The following is a 17,792-nucleotide window of genomic DNA, read 5'->3' on the forward strand; positions in this document are numbered from 1 at the left end:
AACCAATCTATAATTTTGTACCGTCTTCGCAAAATTCAATGACAACGTTTAATTGACTTGGGGGTAAGAAACACTTACCCCCAAAAAAATGCTTTCATTCCCCCCCACCCCAAACAGTAAAGCTCAATTGAAGACTTGCTAAACTAAAAAAGACAATTCCCCCTCACCCAGAGGAGATAATTGATATGACCATTTCCTTGGATTGTGAGAGACTCTACCCCGACAGTGACGGTCAGCCCATGGCAGACAATACCTTACAATTTCGCTGGATTGTCCTGATTAAAGAAAACCTAGAACTCCTCTTTGCTGACCGACCCGATGTTTTTGTAGCCGGAGATTTACTCTGGTATCCTGTAGAAGGACACCCAGAAATCCGCGTCGCTCCCGATGCTCTAGTAGCATTTGGTCGCCCCAAAGGAGAACGAGGGTCTTATAAACAGTGGGAAGAGGATAATATTGCTCCGCAAGTAGTCTTTGAAATCCTGTCCCCCGGCAATCGTTCAGGGGAAATGAGCAAAAAGCAGCAATTCTATGACGATTACGGAGTAGAAGAATATTATATTTACAACCCAGACCGGAACAATTTACAGGGATTTTGCCGTACAGAGTCAGGATTGAGAGGGATTGAAGAAATCCAGAACTGGACAAGTCCCCGTCTAGGGATTCGGTTTGTTGTAACGGCGACCACATTGGAACTGTATCGTCCCGATGGGCGAAGATTCCTGAGCTTTTTGCAGTTGGAACAAAGGGCCGAACAAGCTGACCAGAGGGCGCAACAAGCTGACCAGAGGGCAGAACAAGAGCGCGAACGAGCCCAACAAGCTGACCGAAGGGCAGAACAAGCTGACCGAAGAGCCGAGCGATTAGCCGCACAACTGAGAGCGTTAGGCATTGACCCTGACAGCTAAATTCTGGACTCTGAAGACTTGCTAAACTAAAAAAGACAATTCCCCCTCACCCAGAGGAGATAATTGATATGACCATTTCCTTGGATTGTGAGAGACTCTACCCCGACAGTGACGGTCAGCCCATGGCAGACAATACCCTCCAATTTCGCTGGATTGTCCTGATTAAAGAAAACCTAGAACTCCTCTTTGCTGACCGACCCGATGTTTTTGTAGCCGGAGATTTACTCTGGTATCCCGTAGAAGGACACCCAGAAATCCGCGTCGCTCCCGATGCTCTAGTAGCATTTGGTCGCCCCAAAGGAGAACGAGGGTCTTATAAACAGTGGGAAGAAGGGAATATTGCCCCGCAAGTGGTCTTTGAAATTCTCTCCCCCGGCAATCGTTCAGGGGAAATGAGCAAAAAGCAGCAATTCTATGACGATTACGGAGTAGAAGAATATTATATCTACAACCCAGACCGGAACAATTTACAAGGATTTTGTCGTACAGAGTCAGGATTGAGAGGGATTGAAGAAATCCAAAACTGGACAAGTCCCCGTCTAGGGATTCGGTTTGTTGTAACGGCGACCACATTGGAACTGTATCGTCCCGATGGGCGAGGATTCCTGAGCTTTTTGGAGTTGGAACAACGAGCGGAACAAGCTGACCAGAGGGCGCAACAAGCAGACCAAAGGGCAGAACAGGAGCGCCAACGAGCCCAACAAGCTGACCAGAGGGCAGAACAGGAACGCCAACGAGCCCAACAAGCTGACCGAAGGGCAGAACAAGCTGACCGAAGAGCCGAGCGATTAGCCGCACAACTGAGAGCGTTAGGCATTGACCCTGACAGCTAAATTCTGGACTCTGAAGACTTGCTAAACTAAAAAAGACAATTCCCCCTCACCCAGAGGAGATAATTGATATGACCATTTCCTTGGATTGTGAGAGACTCTACCCCGACAGTGACGGTCAGCCCATGGCAGACAATACCCTCCAATTTCGCTGGATTGTCCTGATTAAAGAAAACCTAGAACTCCTCTTGGCTGACCGACCCGATGTTTTTGTAGCCGGAGATTTACTCTGGTATCCTGTAGAAGGACACCCAGAAATCCGCGTTGCTCCCGATGCTCTCGTAGCATTTGGTCGCCCCAAAGGAGAGCGAGGGTCTTATAAACAGTGGGAAGAAGGGAATATTGCCCCTCAAGTCGTATTTGAAATTCTCTCCCCCGGCAATCGTTCAGGGGAAATGAGCAAAAAACAGCAATTCTATGACGATTACGGAGTAGAAGAATATTATATTTACAACCCAGACCGGAACAATTTACAGGGATTTTGCCGTACAGAGGCAGGATTGAGAGCGATAGAAGAAATCCAGAACTGGACAAGTCCCCGTCTAGGGATTCGGTTTGTTGTAACGGCGACCACATTGGAACTGTATCGTCCCGATGGGCGAGGATTCCTGAGCTTTTTGGAGTTGGAACAACGAGCGGAACAAGCTGACCAGAGGGCAGAACAAGAACGGCAACGAGCGGAACAAGCTGACCAGAGGGCGCAACAGGAACGCCAACGAGCCGAGCGATTAGCCGCACAACTGAGAGCGCTAGGTATTGACGCTGACAGCTAAATTCTGAAGTTTGCCGTTCTATTTTTCCCTTTTTTCTATACAATGCGGAAGGACTTATAACAGCAAAATCTCTCATGACTTATACACCGGAAAAACGGCAAAAAATGCCCGTCAACCCCATTTTTAATCCCCAAGGCGACGACACGATTGAAAACCGTACCATGTGGTTTGGCAACACCACCAACCTCATGCAACTTAATGATGTCCGCTATTCTTGGGCTGTGGGATTATACAAACAAATGAGAGAGAACTTCTGGATTAACTAGGTAGTCCAGACTAAATCCCTCGAAAACGGGGAAACTCTGGTTTTTACAAATTCGTAAAAATACCGAATATTGCATGACAGACAATCCCGTGCCAAGCTTGCCAAAAGCAAGAAGGTGTAGAGACTATCCGAGTTTACGGAGTAGGCAGTAAGCGATTGACTGTCGAAGCGGGGGACTCTTTTGCTAGGGCAAAGGATGATGATATAGTCCGATCTGTGTGGTGACACATAGCAGCTTAAATAAAGCGGGCAAAGTGTAGCGAACTTTGTTGAACATGAATGACCAGAAAAGCTCGATATTACCCAAGATGTTACAGATTACTGGAATTTGACTCCAGAAGAACGCTATGCCTTTGATGGAATTCTTTCCTATTTAACTTTTTTAGATTCCATCCAAACCTACAATATCCCTTACCTAAAAAGCCCCATTACTGCCCCGGAAGTTACCCTATGTATGACGGAACAAGCCTCCCAAGAAGGCTTACATAATCAAAGCTATCAATGGATGATTGAAACCATTATTCCCGCCGAAAAACGGAGTAGTGTTTATGATTTTTGGCGAACTGATAAAGTCTTACTAGAACGTTGTGAATTCATCGCGTCCCTCTATCAAAAATATGTCGATGACCCTAGCTATGAAAACTATTTCATCGCCCTAGTTGCCGATTATTTACTAGAAGGATTGTATTTCTACAATGGCTTTATTTTCTTCTACAATTTAGCCTCACGAATGTTGATGCCCGGTAGTGCTGACATTTTTAAAATGATCAACCGCGACGAATTAAGTCATGTCCGCTTATTTCAGCGTTTAGTCCCCGAAGCCATGACGACGTTTACTCACTCTGTCGAACAAATTTATGAGATGTTCGACAATGCTGTTCGCCATGAGTGCAAGTGGACTAACCACATCGTCGGCAACCAAATCCTAGGGATTACCGAGGCCAGCACGGAACAATACACCAAATATTTAGCCAATATTCGTCTCCGTGCCATTGGTCTAGAACCCCTGTACAAGGAAGACAAGTTTACTAAGAGTCCCTACACCCACCTAGAGAAATTCGCGGACACCAAAGCTGATGGCAACACTAAGGCCAATTTCTTTGAATCGGGAGTTACCAGTTATGTCATGTCTTCGGGTTTAGGCGGTTGGGACGAAATCTAAAATAGGGTTTCCCTCGTTCGTAGTTGCGCTTTAGCGCCTTTGGTTTAGGGCTAAAGCCCAACAACGAGCCAACAACGAGCCAACAACCAGCCAATAATGAAGTAGGACAAACTCACAACTTATCGCACAACCCAGACTGAACCGCCCTATAAGGGCGGGGCTTGTGTCCCATTATTTTTGGTCGTTCCTTCCCCTATAATGAACAAAGTGTTCAGACACTGAGCCAATAGTTTCAGCAATCAGCAACGGGGAAATCAGTAGTGTTTCACTTAAGCGGTTACGAATATTTTCTAGGATTTTTGCTCATAGCCAGTTCCGTCCCCATTTTGGCGCTGACAGCTTCTAAGCTGCTCCGCCCGCCAACCGGAGGGCCCGAACGACGCACCACCTATGAATCTGGGATGGAACCTTTGGGGGGTGCGTGGATTCAATTTAATATCCGGTACTATATGTTCGCCCTTGTCTTCGTTGTCTTCGACGTGGAAACGGTCTTTCTCTACCCCTGGGCGGTTGCTTTTAATCAATTAGGGCTACTAGCCTTTGTAGAGGCTTTAATTTTTATTGGAATTTTAGTAGTAGCTCTGGTCTACGCATGGCGAAAAGGAGCGCTGGAATGGTCATGAAATCTGATAACCCAACGGATGCTGCACTTTTGGAGCAGCAGCAAAAAGAAAAAATTCTCAATCCTATTGCTCGGACAACGGTCACTCAAGATTTATCGGAGAATGTCATCCTAACGACGGTGGATGATCTGTATAATTGGGCGAGATTATCGAGTCTCTGGCCGATGTTATACGGAACGGCCTGCTGCTTCATCGAATTTGCGGCGATGATTGGTTCTCGTTTCGATTTTGACCGTTTTGGCCTTGTTCCTCGTTCCAGTCCGAGACAAGCGGATTTAATCATCACGGCGGGAACGATTACCATGAAAATGGCTCCGGCTTTGGTGCGACTCTATGAGGAAATGCCTGACCCCAAATATGTGATTGCTATGGGGGCTTGTACTATTACTGGGGGAATGTTTAGTATGGACTCTCCTAGTGCGGTGCGAGGGGTGGATAAGTTAATCCCGGTGGATTTATATATTCCCGGTTGTCCTCCTCGTCCTGAAGCGATTATGGACGCGATTGTTAAATTGCGCAAAAAGGTGGCTAATGAGTCGATTCAGGAACGGGCGAGAGTTCAATCTCAAACGAATCGCTACTACAGCACGACTCATAATATGGTGGCGGTTGAACCGATTTTAACGGGAGAATATCTCCAATCTGGTACTCGTCAAGCTCCCCCGAAGGTGTTAACGGAAGGGTACGGAATGCCTGTCGCGCCGGGTTTTGCAGAATCTAAAGAGGAAGTCAATCGTGGCTGAAGAAGAAAATCAAGTTGAAACAACTGCCATTGTAGAAGCGGGTCCGGTTTCTCAGTGGTTAACGGAAAATGGTTTTGACCATGAAGCCCTCGAAAAGGATCATTTAGGGGTGGAATTAATTAAGGTGGATGCGGAGTTTCTCATCCCGATTGCTACGGCTTTATATGCCTATGGCTTTAATTACTTGCAGTGTCAAGGGGGGTATGATGTCGGCCCTGGTAAGGAGTTGGTCAGTTTCTACCATTTAATTAAAGTGGGGGATAATGTCACCCAACCGGAGGAGGTGCGGGTGAAGGTGTATTTGCCTCGGGATAATCCTAAAGTGCCTTCGGTTTATTGGATTTGGAAGGCGGCGGATTGGCAAGAGCGGGAAACCTATGATATGTATGGCATTGTTTTTGAAGGACATCCTAATCTGAAACGAATCTTAATGCCGGAAGATTGGGTCGGTTGGCCGTTGCGGAAGGATTATATTTCGCCGGACTTCTACGAGTTACAAGATGCTTATTAAAAGGAATCAATTCTTAATGTTTTCAGCACTTCCTAGAGGGGGGTGCTTTTTTGTGGGGTAGGGAGAGGAGGGGGGGTTATGATTCACCAATTTAGTCACTATGATGGAAGAACATTCCCCTTGATTTTGCTTTCCTCATCCCCTTGATTTTGAGTTGCACGCAGTTATTGTGCTGAAACATCGCTTTGCTCTGTTTTTATCCGGTGCGATCGCCTTTGGGGTAGCAGTTCTCCTGTGCCTGCTTCCCGGCTTCCCTTCGAGTCCCCACACCACCCTTGCGAAAAGTCCCTCTCCTCCCCCCCTAGAAACCGTCACCCTCCAACTCAAATGGCGGCACCAGTTCCAGTTTGCCGGATACTACGCCGCCAAAGCCCAAGGCTATTATGAACAAGCGGGATTAGATGTTCAAATGCAGGAAATGCCCGAAAATACCCCCCCCGTTGAAGTAGTCCTTAACGGTGAGGCAGAATTCGGTATTGCTGGTTCTGATTTAGTCCTTCTACGCAATCAAGGCTATCCCGTCGTCGCTCTCGCCGCTATTTACCAACATTCCCCCTCCGTTATCATTGCCCGTCGCCAACCCAACTTAGATCATATTCATGATCTCATCGGCAAACGAGTGATGATACGAGATCATGCTGTCGAACTCATCGCCTATTTAAAATCCGAAGGGATTGCATTAGACCAATTCATTCAAGTTCCCCATAGTTTTACTCCCCTTTCTTTAATTAATGGCCGTGTCGATGCCATGTCCGGTTACTCAACCGACGAGCCTTTTTTTTTAGAGCAAGTGAATATCCCCCACATTATTTTTAATCCTCGGGCGGGAGGAATTGATTTTTATGGCGATACTTTATTCACGACCGAAGCTCAAATTAAACGCCATCCTCAACGAGTGAAAGCCTTCCTTGATGCTTCCTTAAAAGGCTGGGCTTATGCCCTCGAACACCCGGAGGAAATGATTGAGCTAATCTATACAGAATATAGTCCCCGCCACAGTCGGGCGCATCTGAGATATGAAGCAGAAGCCAGCAAGCGCCTCATTTTATCCGATGTCGTAGAAATCGGCTATATGAACCCCGGACGCTGGAACTATATTCTGCAAATCTATCATGATCTCGGATTTGCCACGCGCTATAGTTCACTAGCCGGATTTATCTATGAGCGCTATCCTCAACCTAACCTCACCTGGGTTTATTTCATCTTCATCACTATTTCGAGCATTTTAGGGTTTGTATCTTGGATTGCCTTACGCTTTTATCAACTCAATCATCGCATTCGACAGGAAGTAGCGGAACGAATGCAGACCGAAAATAGTTTACGGGCTTTAGAAAAAAGATATCGTTTCTTAGTTGAAAGCTCTCCTTTCCCTATTGTGATTTCTCAATTTGAAACGGGCGAAATTGCCTATCTTAATCCTAAAGCATCTCGAATTTTTAAAGTTAGACGAAATCAGGCAATTGGTTATCTAACTGAAGATTTTTATGTTCAACCAGATGATCGAAATATTATTCTTAAAGCGTTAAAAAAACAAGGTTTTATTCAAGATTTTGAAACCCAATTATTTAACTCAAAAGGAGAGATTTTTTGGGCAAATATATCCGGTACGTTAATTAACTTTGATGGAACTCTTTCGATATTTATTACCTTAATTGATATTACTCAACACAAACACCTAGAAGACCAATTATCTCGACTGGCGATGACGGACGAATTAACCGGACTTTATAACCGTCGCTATTTTTTTCAACGGGGGCGTGAAGAAGTGAACAATGCTATTACCCATGATGTCGCTCTACTATTACTAGACATTGACTTTTTCAAAAAAGTTAATGATACATTTGGTCATGATATTGGAGATTTAGTCTTACAATCTGTTGCACATTTGCTCAAATCTCAAGCCACACCTCATGACATTCTAGGGAGATTAGGGGGGGAAGAATTTGCCCTTTTACTCCCACAAACTAGCCTACAAGACGCGACCTATCGGGCTAAAACTATTTGTGAGATCATCGCCCAAGAAAAAATTCCAATACAGTGTAGTTTTATCCAGATTACGGTGAGTATTGGAGTCGCTACAACTTCCCCTCAAGATTTAGACATTCGGGAACTATTCAAACAAGCAGATTTAGCGTTGTATAAAGCCAAGAATTCAGGGCGTAATTGTGTCGTTCAATTATCACGAGTCGAGAGTCCAGACTGAATGGCATAAATCAGATCATCACTATTCCAAGGTTTAGCAAGATAGGAATGTAGTTCAGCTTCTTCTCGGGCGCGTTCAATGGCACTTTGATCCGCTTGACCCGTCAAGAGAATTTTAACCACTTTCGGATATTTTTGGTGAACTTGAATCAAAAATTCATCCCCTTTAATGCCGGGCATCAACCAATCAGAAACAATAACAATCACATCTGCTCCTTCACTGCGATATTCTTCAATAATTTCTAAAGCTTCATTGGCACTTTCTGCCATTTCGTATAAATAAGTGTCTTGAAAAGCATTTCTGAGTTGAATTTTCAAACTATTTAAAACAACTGCCTCATCATCAACACACAAAATAATAGGTTTAGTCATAATTTGGAATACTCCTAGATGTCAGCATGAATGGGTAAGGTGATAATAAACTCTGTTCCTTCCCCTAGGGAAGAAACAAAATCCAGATGTCCATTATGATTATCCTCAATAATTTGTTTGACGATTGACAAGCCAATCCCTGTTCCTTTGCCTAAAGGCTTGGTGGTGAATAAATATTCTAACGCTTTTTTCTGTACTTCTTCAGGCATTCCCCCAGCATTGTCTTTAATCCGGATTTCTAGTTGATTTGTGTCGGGATGTAAGGTGGTCGTGATCAGGATTTCGTCTGGGGTGGTGGGGATGGCATCGGATTCCCTGTTTTGATGGCGTTCGTCAAAGGCATCAATGGCATTGGCGAGTAAGTTCATAAATACTTGGTTAATTTGACTAGGAAAACAAGTAATACTCGCTTTTTCTGAAAGGTTTTGAGTAATAATAATCTCTGGGCGCTTTGGAGTGCCTTTAATGCGATTTTTTAAAATAGATAGGGTACTTTCTAACCCTTTATTGATATCAAATTTAATTTTTTGTTGTTTATAATCTGAACGAGAGAAGATTCGCATAGAAGAGCTAATATGTTCTAGTAGTTTCGCCCCCTGCTGCATAGAATGAATCAGTTCTGGCAAATCTTGGAGAATATACTCTAAATCAATTTCTTCCATGTAATCCTGAATTTCAGGAATGGGTTGTGGGTAATTGTTTTGATAAAGTTTAAAAAGAGCAAGTAAATCAGAACAATAGTTTTTGATATAAAACAGGTTGCCAGTAATGCTGGCAACGGGATTATTAATTTCATGGGCAACTCCGGCAACTAATTGCCCCAGACTGGACATTTTTTCTTGTTGAATCAGTTGGACTTGGGTTGTGGTTAATATTTTCTCTTTTTCTTGTAGTTTTTGGATTAAATAAGCTTGTTCAGTGTTGAGTTTTTCTAAGGTCTGATTCATTTTAGTCAGTTGTTGGTTTTGCTGAATCAGCTTTTCATCTTGCCAGTAACGATTGAGGGCTTCTTGAACGGTCAGAATGAGGTCGGCAGTTTCCCAAGGTTTGGACATATAGCGATATAAATTAGCATATTGAATCGCATAGGCAACTCCTTCTAAATTAGCCTGACCTGTTAACATAATTTTGCGAGTCCGGGGGGATAAGTTATGAATTTTATGCAGGAGTTTATCCCCGGTAATATCGGGCATGGTGTAGTCACAAATGACGAGGGGAATGATATGTTGATCCTCCAGTAATTCTGTGACTACTTCAAGGGCTTCTGTCCCGGATTCAGCCGTTTCGATGAAGTAATCCTGATTGAGTGACTTCTTGAGTTGAATCCTTAAACTATCTACAATAGTGTGATCATCATCAATGCAGAGGATTACAGGTTTAGGCATAGGATTATTCTCCTTGATCTAGGGGAATCATCACCTGAAATGTGGTGTTCCCCGGAACTGATGTGACGTTAATCATCCCTTGGTGTTTGTCTATGATCTTTTTAACAATATCTAAGCCTAATCCACTCCCTTCTCCGGAGGATTTGGTGGTAAAAAAGGGTTGGAAGATTTTGTCTTGGATTTCTGGGGGGATGCCTTTGCCATTGTCGGTAATGTTGACTTGAATATGGCGATCGCGCACTCCCACCTCCAACGTCAGGATTCCCTTATACTCCATAGCTTGCAGGGCGTTGTGAATCAGGTTAGTCCAAACTTGATTCAGTTCATCAGGATAGCAGAGAATCTCGGGGATTTCTTCGTATTTCTGCACCACTTCTACCCCATGTTTTAACTGATTATGATACAGAGTCAGAACGGTATCTAAACCTTCAATAATATTGGCTTTCAACAGTTCCCCTTTATAGTCATGGCGGGCATAGGTTTTGAGGGCAAAGACTACTTTAGCCGCCCGTTCTGTAGCCGTAACAATGGTTTGGGTGCTACGTTGTAAGCTAGAAATTTGATAGGACATTTCTAAGAGATGATCTTGTTTAGGATCTTGTAACATCTTGATCAAGGATTCGATATTATCGTAAATCCCAATGTCCACTAAGGTATCGGCAATACTATCACTGTTGGGAATATTATGCTCTTCTAGTTGTGCCATCAGTTGACGACGGATTTTCCGTTTTTCTTTGCTGGTAATAGCAAAGGGTTGTTGATTGGTTCGTTCAAGGAGTAGTAAAAACTGTTGTTGATGATCTGGACTCAAATTTTGGAAAAATTGAGGTATATCTAAGAGGTGACGTTTCAAAAAATCATCAATGTTTTCAATGGAGGAACGAATCGCCCCGAGGGGAGTATTAATTTCGTGGGCAATCCCGGCGACTAATTGCCCCAAAGCCGCCATTTTTTCCGATTGAACGAGTTGCGCTTGAGTGTTTTGGAGGTTGGTTAGGGTGATACTCAGTTCTTCTTTTTGTTCCCCTAATGCCTTATTCACTTGACGTAAATCTTGAAACTGTTGGGCGAGTTTGTCGGCCATATCTTGGAAGTTTGTCACCAAGGAGGCAATTTCTACTACAGGACTATCCGGCAGGCTGAAATTTTGGTCTGAGGCCAGTTTATCGGGCAGGTTTGAGGTTTCAGTGGCCAGATGACTGAGGGGATTAACGAGGGTGCGACTAACGAGGGTAGAACTGAGCAGGGCGATCGCAAAAATGCCCAACAGTACACCCAAACTTACCACATACTGGTATTGCAGCACATCTATATAACTGCGTGCTGGCACAAAGGTAAACAACGTCCAAGGAATATCTTCCCCGATTTGCATCGTTTTGAAATAAAACGACCGGGAATTCCGTGTCATAATGGGTAAGGATTCTTTCGTTAACCACTGAGAAAGTCCCGAATCTAAGGTAATGATTTCTCCCTCATCCAGTGCTACTAAAGTCTCATCCTCTGGGTAAGAAGCAATCACTTCTCCTGTCGGTTTACGCAGAATAAACTGAATAGCATCACTGGCTAAAACATTATTCAGTTGTTCCCCGAGTGTTTCTTGCTCAACAAGACCTACGACACAAGAGTTCGCCGAGAGTGGATTATCCCCCACCTTCAGGAACAATTCAGATGTCTCTGGATTAAAGCGAATATTCGGTAAAGTTTCGCAATTTAAACCCCTTGCACCATCATTGACTACTTCAATCGATTTAAAATCAGCAAAATAGGGGCTATTTAAATCACTTACATCTCCATTTTGAATATTTTCCCAAACAGCATTTAAAACCCCTGATTTCGTCTCATACCAATCAAAAATCAAATTAGAGATTACAACTTTCTGGGTATCAATGCGATCTTGAACATTCTCCTGCATGGATTTATAGGTATTATCCGCCGTCCAAGTAATTAACAGCAAGGCCGGCACAACGACAAAGGCAAACAGTAAGTTAAACAGGACATTCTGAAAGGAGAGGCTATATCCACCACGCACCCAGTTTTTTTTCTTATCTAATGCTTCAATGACACTAATAATAAAAATGGCAATTAAAGCGTTAAAGATGCCATTCAGTGGCTGTTTAAACAAAATCATTAACGCCGAAACTGTTCCCAAATCCATGACAATGTGGTAAAATACCCAGACTAAGGGCATCCCCACTAAAAGCCAAAATAAACCCGTTAAAGTCAGTAAATTTTGTTTATTGCGTCGCCAAAAATAACCGACTACAACTGTTTCTAACGTGAAAATAATCACCGCATAGGGATGTCCCCAAGCAACCCATGTTTTTAAACTGGTCAGGAAACTAACAGCCCCTCCAATGGGAACCCCATACAACCAAACCACAATCCAAACGGCAACACTGGCAAAGATAAAATCAATACTCAGGAATAGATTGATTTTCAGGGGACCATTGCCCAAATAAGCTACCACCGTTAATAAAACTAACAGGAGCAAAGAATAAAATTTGGGCAAATTTAATTCTCTTGGTTGTAAAGTCTTGGTATTAATCATTAGTCAGCACTGATTAAATCAATTAAATTAATAGGTTCATGAAGATACCCCTGAACTTTCTCCGAGTTAACTTTTTTTCCGAGTTAACTTTTTTTCCGAGTTAACTTTTTCTCCTAGTTAACTTTTTCTCCTAGTGGGATTGTCTTTAAACAATACAATTATACGATGCCAGAACACAATCTTATTCTTAAACTTAGACAGTTGTCAACTCATTTGTTACTAAATATTTACCATTTGCAACAAAAATTAATATAAACATTTCTCTGACTGGGTGAGATACACTTGAAAGGCCATCCTCAACTCTCGAATCTGGACTCCTGACTCCTGAGAGTCAAAAATGTTGTGCCTTATGAGTCCAAGAAACGCTATATTTTTTGAGCTAAATAGTATTACCTAAATAATATTGCTTCTTCACGATTTACGGAAGAGTCAAAGAATAAAGCTAGGATAATCCATGAAGAAACTCAGCTGCTCAATCATGGGGATATCAACAGACTATCATGATTTTAACAACTGAGTTTTCTCTGACCTCAACACAAGCAGAAACTAATCATTAATGCTTGCCATTGACATAATAATCTCTTGTCCCTTTAGCATCTAAAGCTTCACCTAAACGGTTAATGGCGTGAACATAGGCTGCTGTCCTGATAGAAGTTCGTAACTCTTGGCAAATTTGCCAAGTTGCCTCCGTTTCTTCTACCATTTTTTGGCGTAGACGTTCTTGAACTTCTATGGCGCTCCAATACAAACCACTCCGGTTTTGTACCCACTCAAAATAACTAACTGTAACACCGCCAGCATTGACTAAAATATCCGGGAAGACCTGAATCCCCTTTTGGGCTAGAATTTGATCGGCGGCGGAGGTAGTGGGGCCATTGGCAACTTCAAAGATATATTTAGCCTGAATTTGCTCGGCATTAGCGGCGGTAATTTGGTTTTCGAGTGCCGCAGGAATTAACACATCTACATCAAGAGTTAAGAGTTCCTCATTGCTGATGGCGGCGTGTTCATCAATGCTGCAAACAGTATCTTGACAATAGAAATTAGTCAGACTTTGATGATCTTGTTTATAGCGGCGAATCGTGGGAATATCTAACCCTTTTTCCCGATACATTCCCCCTTGAGAATCACTCACGGCGACGACTTTGTAGCCTGCTTTAGCTAATAATTCAGCCAAAATTCCCCCCACGTTACCAAATCCTTGAACAGCGACGGTGGTATTGCCGGGGACTTGATCGAATTTGGGTAAGATGGTTTGAATACTATAGAATGCTCCTAAAGCTGTGGCGCTTTCTCGGCCTTGACTGCCTCCCATCATGAGGGGTTTTCCGGTGACGACGGCGGGGCAAACTTTTCGTTTAATAATGGAGTATTGATCCATCATCCACCCCATAATCATGGCGTTGGTGTAGACATCGGGAGCGAGGATGTCGATATCGGGGCCAATAAAATCGGCGATCGCATCAATATAGCCTCGACTTAAACGTTCCAACTCATGCCGGGATAACTCCTTGGGATTTAAGGTAATTCCCCCCTTCGCTCCCCCAAAGGGTAAATTCAACAACGCGCACTTAAAGGTCATCCAAAACGCTAAAGATTGCACTTCATCCAGTGAAACATTAGGATGGAAACGCACTCCCCCCTTACCGGGGCCGCGAGTGTCGTCATAACGCACCCGATAGCCTTGGAATACCCGCAAAGAGCCATCATCCATCCGTACCGGAATGGAGACACTTAAACTCGCTTTCGGGTGTTTTAAACGACAGAGCGCGTCCTCTGACACCGTGACATATTTTAAGGCTTCTTCTAAGCGAGTGCTAGCATCTGCTAAGAGGGATACTACAGGTTTATTCGTTGCTAATTCAATGGTCATAACTACCTCAACGGGTGAATTTTAATATCAAATGTCTAACATTTTGTGACAAATAATATGGCTTGAAATGGGGGGGTTAAAGCATCATAATTCAACATCCCCTCCTCGGGGAAAAATGCCGCATCATTCTGCTATAGGTGCAGTGGTTGGGGTGCAGTGATTGCCGATTGCCCATCTGCATCTAAAAGAATTGAAAATCTGTTGTGCTGCCTACTTTTCATTAAAACATAGTAAAACAGTATAATAGGCTACATCTCAACACTTATTTACAATTGCCAAAGCCGGGGAAATTTCTCAGTCCCCTAGGACTTTTGCGGAAGAAAAGGTGAAAATGGGAAAAAGCAACCGAGTGGGTTACATCTTCTTCTGAACCGCTTTCTAGAGATAAACTAAGTACAAATGCTTAAACGACTCTCGGAACATCGGGGTGCATTAACCGTTCCATTAGGTTATCCGCACAATGGTTATAGTTATTGGAGTTTTAGCCGCGCTTTCGGCTGCCGCAGCCGCAGGACTCAGAATTGGTCTGCCTTTACTATTAATTGGTTTATTGCGGACTGAAGAGCTTTGGGACAATATGCCTATTTTATCGGTCATTGACCCGGCTGTTGTGTTTGGGGTCTTAACCAGTTGGTCTTTGTTTGAACTATTTGGTTCAAAAAAACTGCTCGGACAACGGGTATTACAGCTAGTTCAACTGGGATTTAGTCCCATTGTCGGGGGATTAATGGCAGTAACTGTTATGAAATTAACCCCCTTAGAAGTCGATATCTTATGGTTAATTGGTATTTTGGGCGGATTATTTGCCTTTGTGTTGAAGTTGGTACAAGTGGGTTGGTTTTTCCGTCTGCGTGGTTTGCCTGTGTGGGTGGCACTATTAGAGGATTTATTGTCCATTTTTTTGGTCATTTTTGCCCTGAATGCACCCCAGCAAGGAGGATTAATTGCGATGTTCCTTTTGTGGCTGTGTGTGCGGAGTTCTAGCACTTGGTATCGTTGGTATCGCAGTCAGGGAGCAGAGCGACCGTTACCTTAGTTCATCCGATAGCAGAGGGTTGGGAAAAATTCAGTAGATAACATTTTTTCTTGAGAATTCGCTGTCGGTTCTGCTAGAATTTAGCTTAAAATTTAAGCTAAAACTTGGTCTAAAATTTCTAGCAGGAACAAGACGAGGGTCTGCCTTGGGTCGGTGTCTTGATTGTTTTACCGCAGAAAATCAACTATTATGGCGAGTATACAGCATTTTCTCCCTAAGTTAGAGAAGTCCCCCGATGCAATTATGGAATATTGGCTAACTGAGACTGAACAACAAAGCAAGCTTTTACAAGCGGTTCTCGATCCGCACAACTTTAAGATTCTTTACGCCAATGATCAATTTTGTTATTGGAGTGGTATTGCGGAGGAAGGGGGAGATTTTCGGGATCAAGACTTTTGCCTGTTTGATTTGTTTGCGGATTTTGAGGTAGAAACTCAACAAGCGTTATACCGTCGCCACATTTTCCCGTTAATTTTGCGGGATATTTATGGCATTGAACCCCCACAATGGCGGTTGTCCGATGAACCTCATGTGGTGACGTTTTACAATGAGGTGACGGAGGAAAAACATTATATTCAGTTTTGGTTACGTTCGGAACACTTACGGGTGGAACGAATTGATCCAGAGTTGGATGAGTTTGGGGAAATGGACTGGGAAAATCAGGTTTCTTTGCCGTCTCAGTTGTTAGAAGAACGGATTCAATGGTCTAATTATCGGGTGCGGGGCCAATTGCTCTGGGAAGGGTTCGAGATTACGAGTCAGGAAACGATTAAGCGGTTAATGGATCTTTTGATCTCCTGTGAGTCGATGTTTGAACAGGAGGCGTTTTGTGACTTTGGGGATCAAATGCGATCGCTCTTCCATGCGGAAACCTTAGCGATTTTGAGTCTACAACAGGGACAAGTGCAGTTTTTGATCTGTAATCGGAAGCAACTCGACACCTATCATTTCAGCCGTTTAGATGAATTCCCCTGCTCCCATTTTCTCCGTGCCGCAGAAGGAAATCGGGTGTGGAATGTCCCCAATTTAGAGCAAGATCATCCTACGGTATTAGAGGAATATTTACTGAATAAGGGATGTTGTTCCTTGTTGCTCATCCCCCTGCGTTTACCGTTATCTGACATGGAAGAAGGCCAAGCGGGACAATTATTAGGGGTGGTGGCAATGGGGAGTCAACGGCCTAATAATTTTGAACAAATTGATGCTTGTCATGCCGAAGAATTGATCCCCGCCTTGCGCATGGCTTTACGTCAAGCAACAGGAGAAAAATTAGCTCGTGTTCATCCGGCGGTAGAATGGCGGTTTCGTCAAGAAGCCGAACGCCGCAGTTTAGGCATGGCTTCAGAACCGATTGTATTTACTCAGGTTTATCCCCTCTATGGGATGTCAGATATTCGGGGATCCTCTCAGGAACGCAATCGAGCCGTTCAAGAGGATTTAGTGACTCAATTTAGGCTGGCGCTGGAGTTGGTGGAGTCGGCGCTGGAGTTTAAGGCGATCGCCTTTTTAGTGCAATTAAAGCTGGATCTCTTGGCCTATCTTGAACGGATTCAAGGGGGAATTCAAGTCGAAGATGAAACCACCGCCTTACAGTATTTACGCCAACATATCGAGGTTTATTTTGATTATTTCCGCCAGTGTGGAGAAAAAGCAGAACGCCAAGTGAGGGAGTATCTGGACGCTTGCGGGAATGAACATCTTTGTATTTATACTTCCCGCGATCGCTACGACCAACAGATCAATCAACTCAACCGCCACCTGCGGGAAACTTGGGAGAAATGGCAAAGCCGAATGCAGGACATTTTCCCCCACTACTGCGATTTACAGATGAGTGATGGCATTGATCACATGATATATGTGGGATCCAGCATTCATGAAGGGTTTTCTCCCTTCCACCTGCACAGTTTACGCTATGAGCAACTACGGGCCCTCTGTGATTGTGGTCGAGTTTGTTTTGAACTGCGCGATCGCTACGGCAGTGACTTTGAAGTATCCCATCTCATCCTTATCCAAGGCGACACCGTGGACATTTTCCACGACGAACACACCGAACGTCTGTTTGATGTCATGGGAACTAGAGACACCCGTTATGAAATCGTGAAAAAGCGCATTGATAAAGGCTTTGATAGCAAAGACGGCACCCGCATCACTCAACCCGGAATGCTCACCCTCGTCTATGCCACCGATGGAGAATGGTCAGAATATCATCAGTATTTGCGTTATCTCGTGCGAGAAGGCTGGGTGAGTCCTAAAATCGAGTCCGGCACCGTTGAGGCACTCCCCGGCCTGACAGGCTTAAAATTCGCCCGTGTGCAGATCCTGCCAGCCCCCCAAGACAGTCCCACCCTAGCCCCAGAAGAGGATTTAGAGGAGTTGAACGAAGACGAGGAAGAAATTCCCCCCGTTTTGTTAGTGACATCAGGAGAAGAAATCCCGGAAGAGCAGGAGGAGGAACAGAGCGAGGAATTCTAGGCATTCCTCCCCTTGCCTATTCCTACTGCTTTGAATGAACTAAAATGAACCCAAAACGTCACTTGGCAAAGTGGCACAATAGCCACTCT

The 17,792-nt window shown here is 43.9% G+C and carries 14 protein-coding genes and 1 pseudogene; 11 read left to right on the forward strand and 4 right to left on the reverse strand.

Going from position 1 to position 17,792, the window contains the following annotated elements; genetic code table 11:
- Positions 1-185: 185 nt before the first annotated feature.
- The 9 genes and pseudogenes from SPI9445_RS0105550 (at position 186) to SPI9445_RS0105590 (ending at position 8,018) form a co-directional block, all read left to right on the forward strand.
- Positions 186-908, forward strand: a complete 723-nt coding sequence (locus tag SPI9445_RS0105550; protein WP_017303741.1) for a Uma2 family endonuclease — start codon at positions 186-188, stop codon at positions 906-908.
- A 68-nt stretch (positions 909-976) separates the two neighbouring features.
- Complete coding sequence (locus SPI9445_RS0105555; RefSeq protein WP_017303742.1) at positions 977-1,741, forward strand: Uma2 family endonuclease; 765 nt, start codon at positions 977-979, stop codon at positions 1,739-1,741.
- A gap of 68 nt (positions 1,742-1,809) precedes the next feature.
- The gene (locus SPI9445_RS0105560) at positions 1,810-2,511 is read left to right on the forward strand and encodes a Uma2 family endonuclease (RefSeq protein WP_017303743.1); all 702 of its coding nucleotides are present in this window, start codon (positions 1,810-1,812) and stop codon (positions 2,509-2,511) included.
- Positions 2,512-2,585: 74 nt separating this feature from the next.
- On the forward strand, positions 2,586-2,777 hold the full coding sequence (locus SPI9445_RS0105565; protein ID WP_017303744.1) for a hypothetical protein: 192 nt from the start codon (positions 2,586-2,588) through the stop codon (positions 2,775-2,777).
- A gap of 282 nt (positions 2,778-3,059) precedes the next feature.
- Positions 3,060-3,938, forward strand: a pseudogene (locus SPI9445_RS0105570) (ribonucleotide-diphosphate reductase subunit beta); the annotation flags it as partial.
- Positions 3,939-4,198: 260 nt separating this feature from the next.
- A complete protein-coding gene (ndhC, locus tag SPI9445_RS0105575; protein WP_017303746.1) occupies positions 4,199-4,561 on the forward strand; it encodes a photosynthetic/respiratory NAD(P)H-quinone oxidoreductase subunit C in 363 nt (120 codons plus the stop codon).
- Positions 4,558-5,304, forward strand: a complete 747-nt coding sequence (locus SPI9445_RS0105580; RefSeq protein ID WP_033374235.1) for an NADH dehydrogenase subunit K — start codon at positions 4,558-4,560, stop codon at positions 5,302-5,304. Before ndhC ends, SPI9445_RS0105580 begins: the two co-directional genes overlap by 4 nt.
- A complete protein-coding gene (locus SPI9445_RS0105585) occupies positions 5,297-5,815 on the forward strand; it encodes an NAD(P)H-quinone oxidoreductase subunit J (RefSeq protein ID WP_017303748.1) in 519 nt (172 codons plus the stop codon). Before SPI9445_RS0105580 ends, SPI9445_RS0105585 begins: the two co-directional genes overlap by 8 nt.
- Positions 5,816-5,984: 169 nt before the next feature.
- Positions 5,985-8,018 (forward strand): diguanylate cyclase, encoded by a 2,034-nt coding sequence (locus tag SPI9445_RS0105590; protein WP_017303749.1) that lies wholly within the window; start codon positions 5,985-5,987, stop codon positions 8,016-8,018.
- Here SPI9445_RS0105590 and SPI9445_RS0105595 read toward each other — a convergent pair.
- From SPI9445_RS0105595 to SPI9445_RS0105610, 4 genes are all read right to left on the reverse strand, one after another.
- Positions 7,988-8,389 (reverse strand): response regulator, encoded by a 402-nt coding sequence (locus SPI9445_RS0105595; RefSeq protein WP_017303750.1) that lies wholly within the window; start codon positions 8,387-8,389, stop codon positions 7,988-7,990. The genes SPI9445_RS0105590 and SPI9445_RS0105595 overlap by 31 nt on opposite strands.
- Before the next feature lie 14 nt (positions 8,390-8,403).
- Positions 8,404-9,774 (reverse strand): hybrid sensor histidine kinase/response regulator, encoded by a 1,371-nt coding sequence (locus SPI9445_RS0105600; RefSeq protein ID WP_017303751.1) that lies wholly within the window; start codon positions 9,772-9,774, stop codon positions 8,404-8,406.
- A 4-nt stretch (positions 9,775-9,778) separates the two neighbouring features.
- Positions 9,779-12,322 carry a sensor histidine kinase gene (locus tag SPI9445_RS27365; protein WP_017303752.1) on the reverse strand — a complete coding sequence of 848 codons (2,544 nt, stop codon included), beginning with the start codon at positions 12,320-12,322 and terminating at the stop codon, positions 9,779-9,781.
- A gap of 553 nt (positions 12,323-12,875) precedes the next feature.
- Positions 12,876-14,195 carry a Glu/Leu/Phe/Val family dehydrogenase gene (locus SPI9445_RS0105610; protein WP_017303753.1) on the reverse strand — a complete coding sequence of 440 codons (1,320 nt, stop codon included), beginning with the start codon at positions 14,193-14,195 and terminating at the stop codon, positions 12,876-12,878.
- A gap of 460 nt (positions 14,196-14,655) precedes the next feature.
- Here SPI9445_RS0105610 and SPI9445_RS0105615 point away from each other — a divergent pair, with 460 nt between their 5' ends.
- The gene (locus SPI9445_RS0105615) at positions 14,656-15,231 is read left to right on the forward strand and encodes a DUF4126 domain-containing protein (protein WP_017303754.1); all 576 of its coding nucleotides are present in this window, start codon (positions 14,656-14,658) and stop codon (positions 15,229-15,231) included.
- A 189-nt stretch (positions 15,232-15,420) separates the two neighbouring features.
- A complete protein-coding gene (locus SPI9445_RS0105620; RefSeq protein WP_017303755.1) occupies positions 15,421-17,703 on the forward strand; it encodes a hypothetical protein in 2,283 nt (760 codons plus the stop codon).
- Positions 17,704-17,792 lie beyond the last annotated feature (89 nt).

The sequence above is a fragment of the Spirulina subsalsa PCC 9445 genome, from assembly GCF_000314005.1.
In the GTDB taxonomy this organism is placed as follows: domain Bacteria; phylum Cyanobacteriota; class Cyanobacteriia; order Cyanobacteriales; family Spirulinaceae; genus Spirulina_A; species Spirulina_A subsalsa.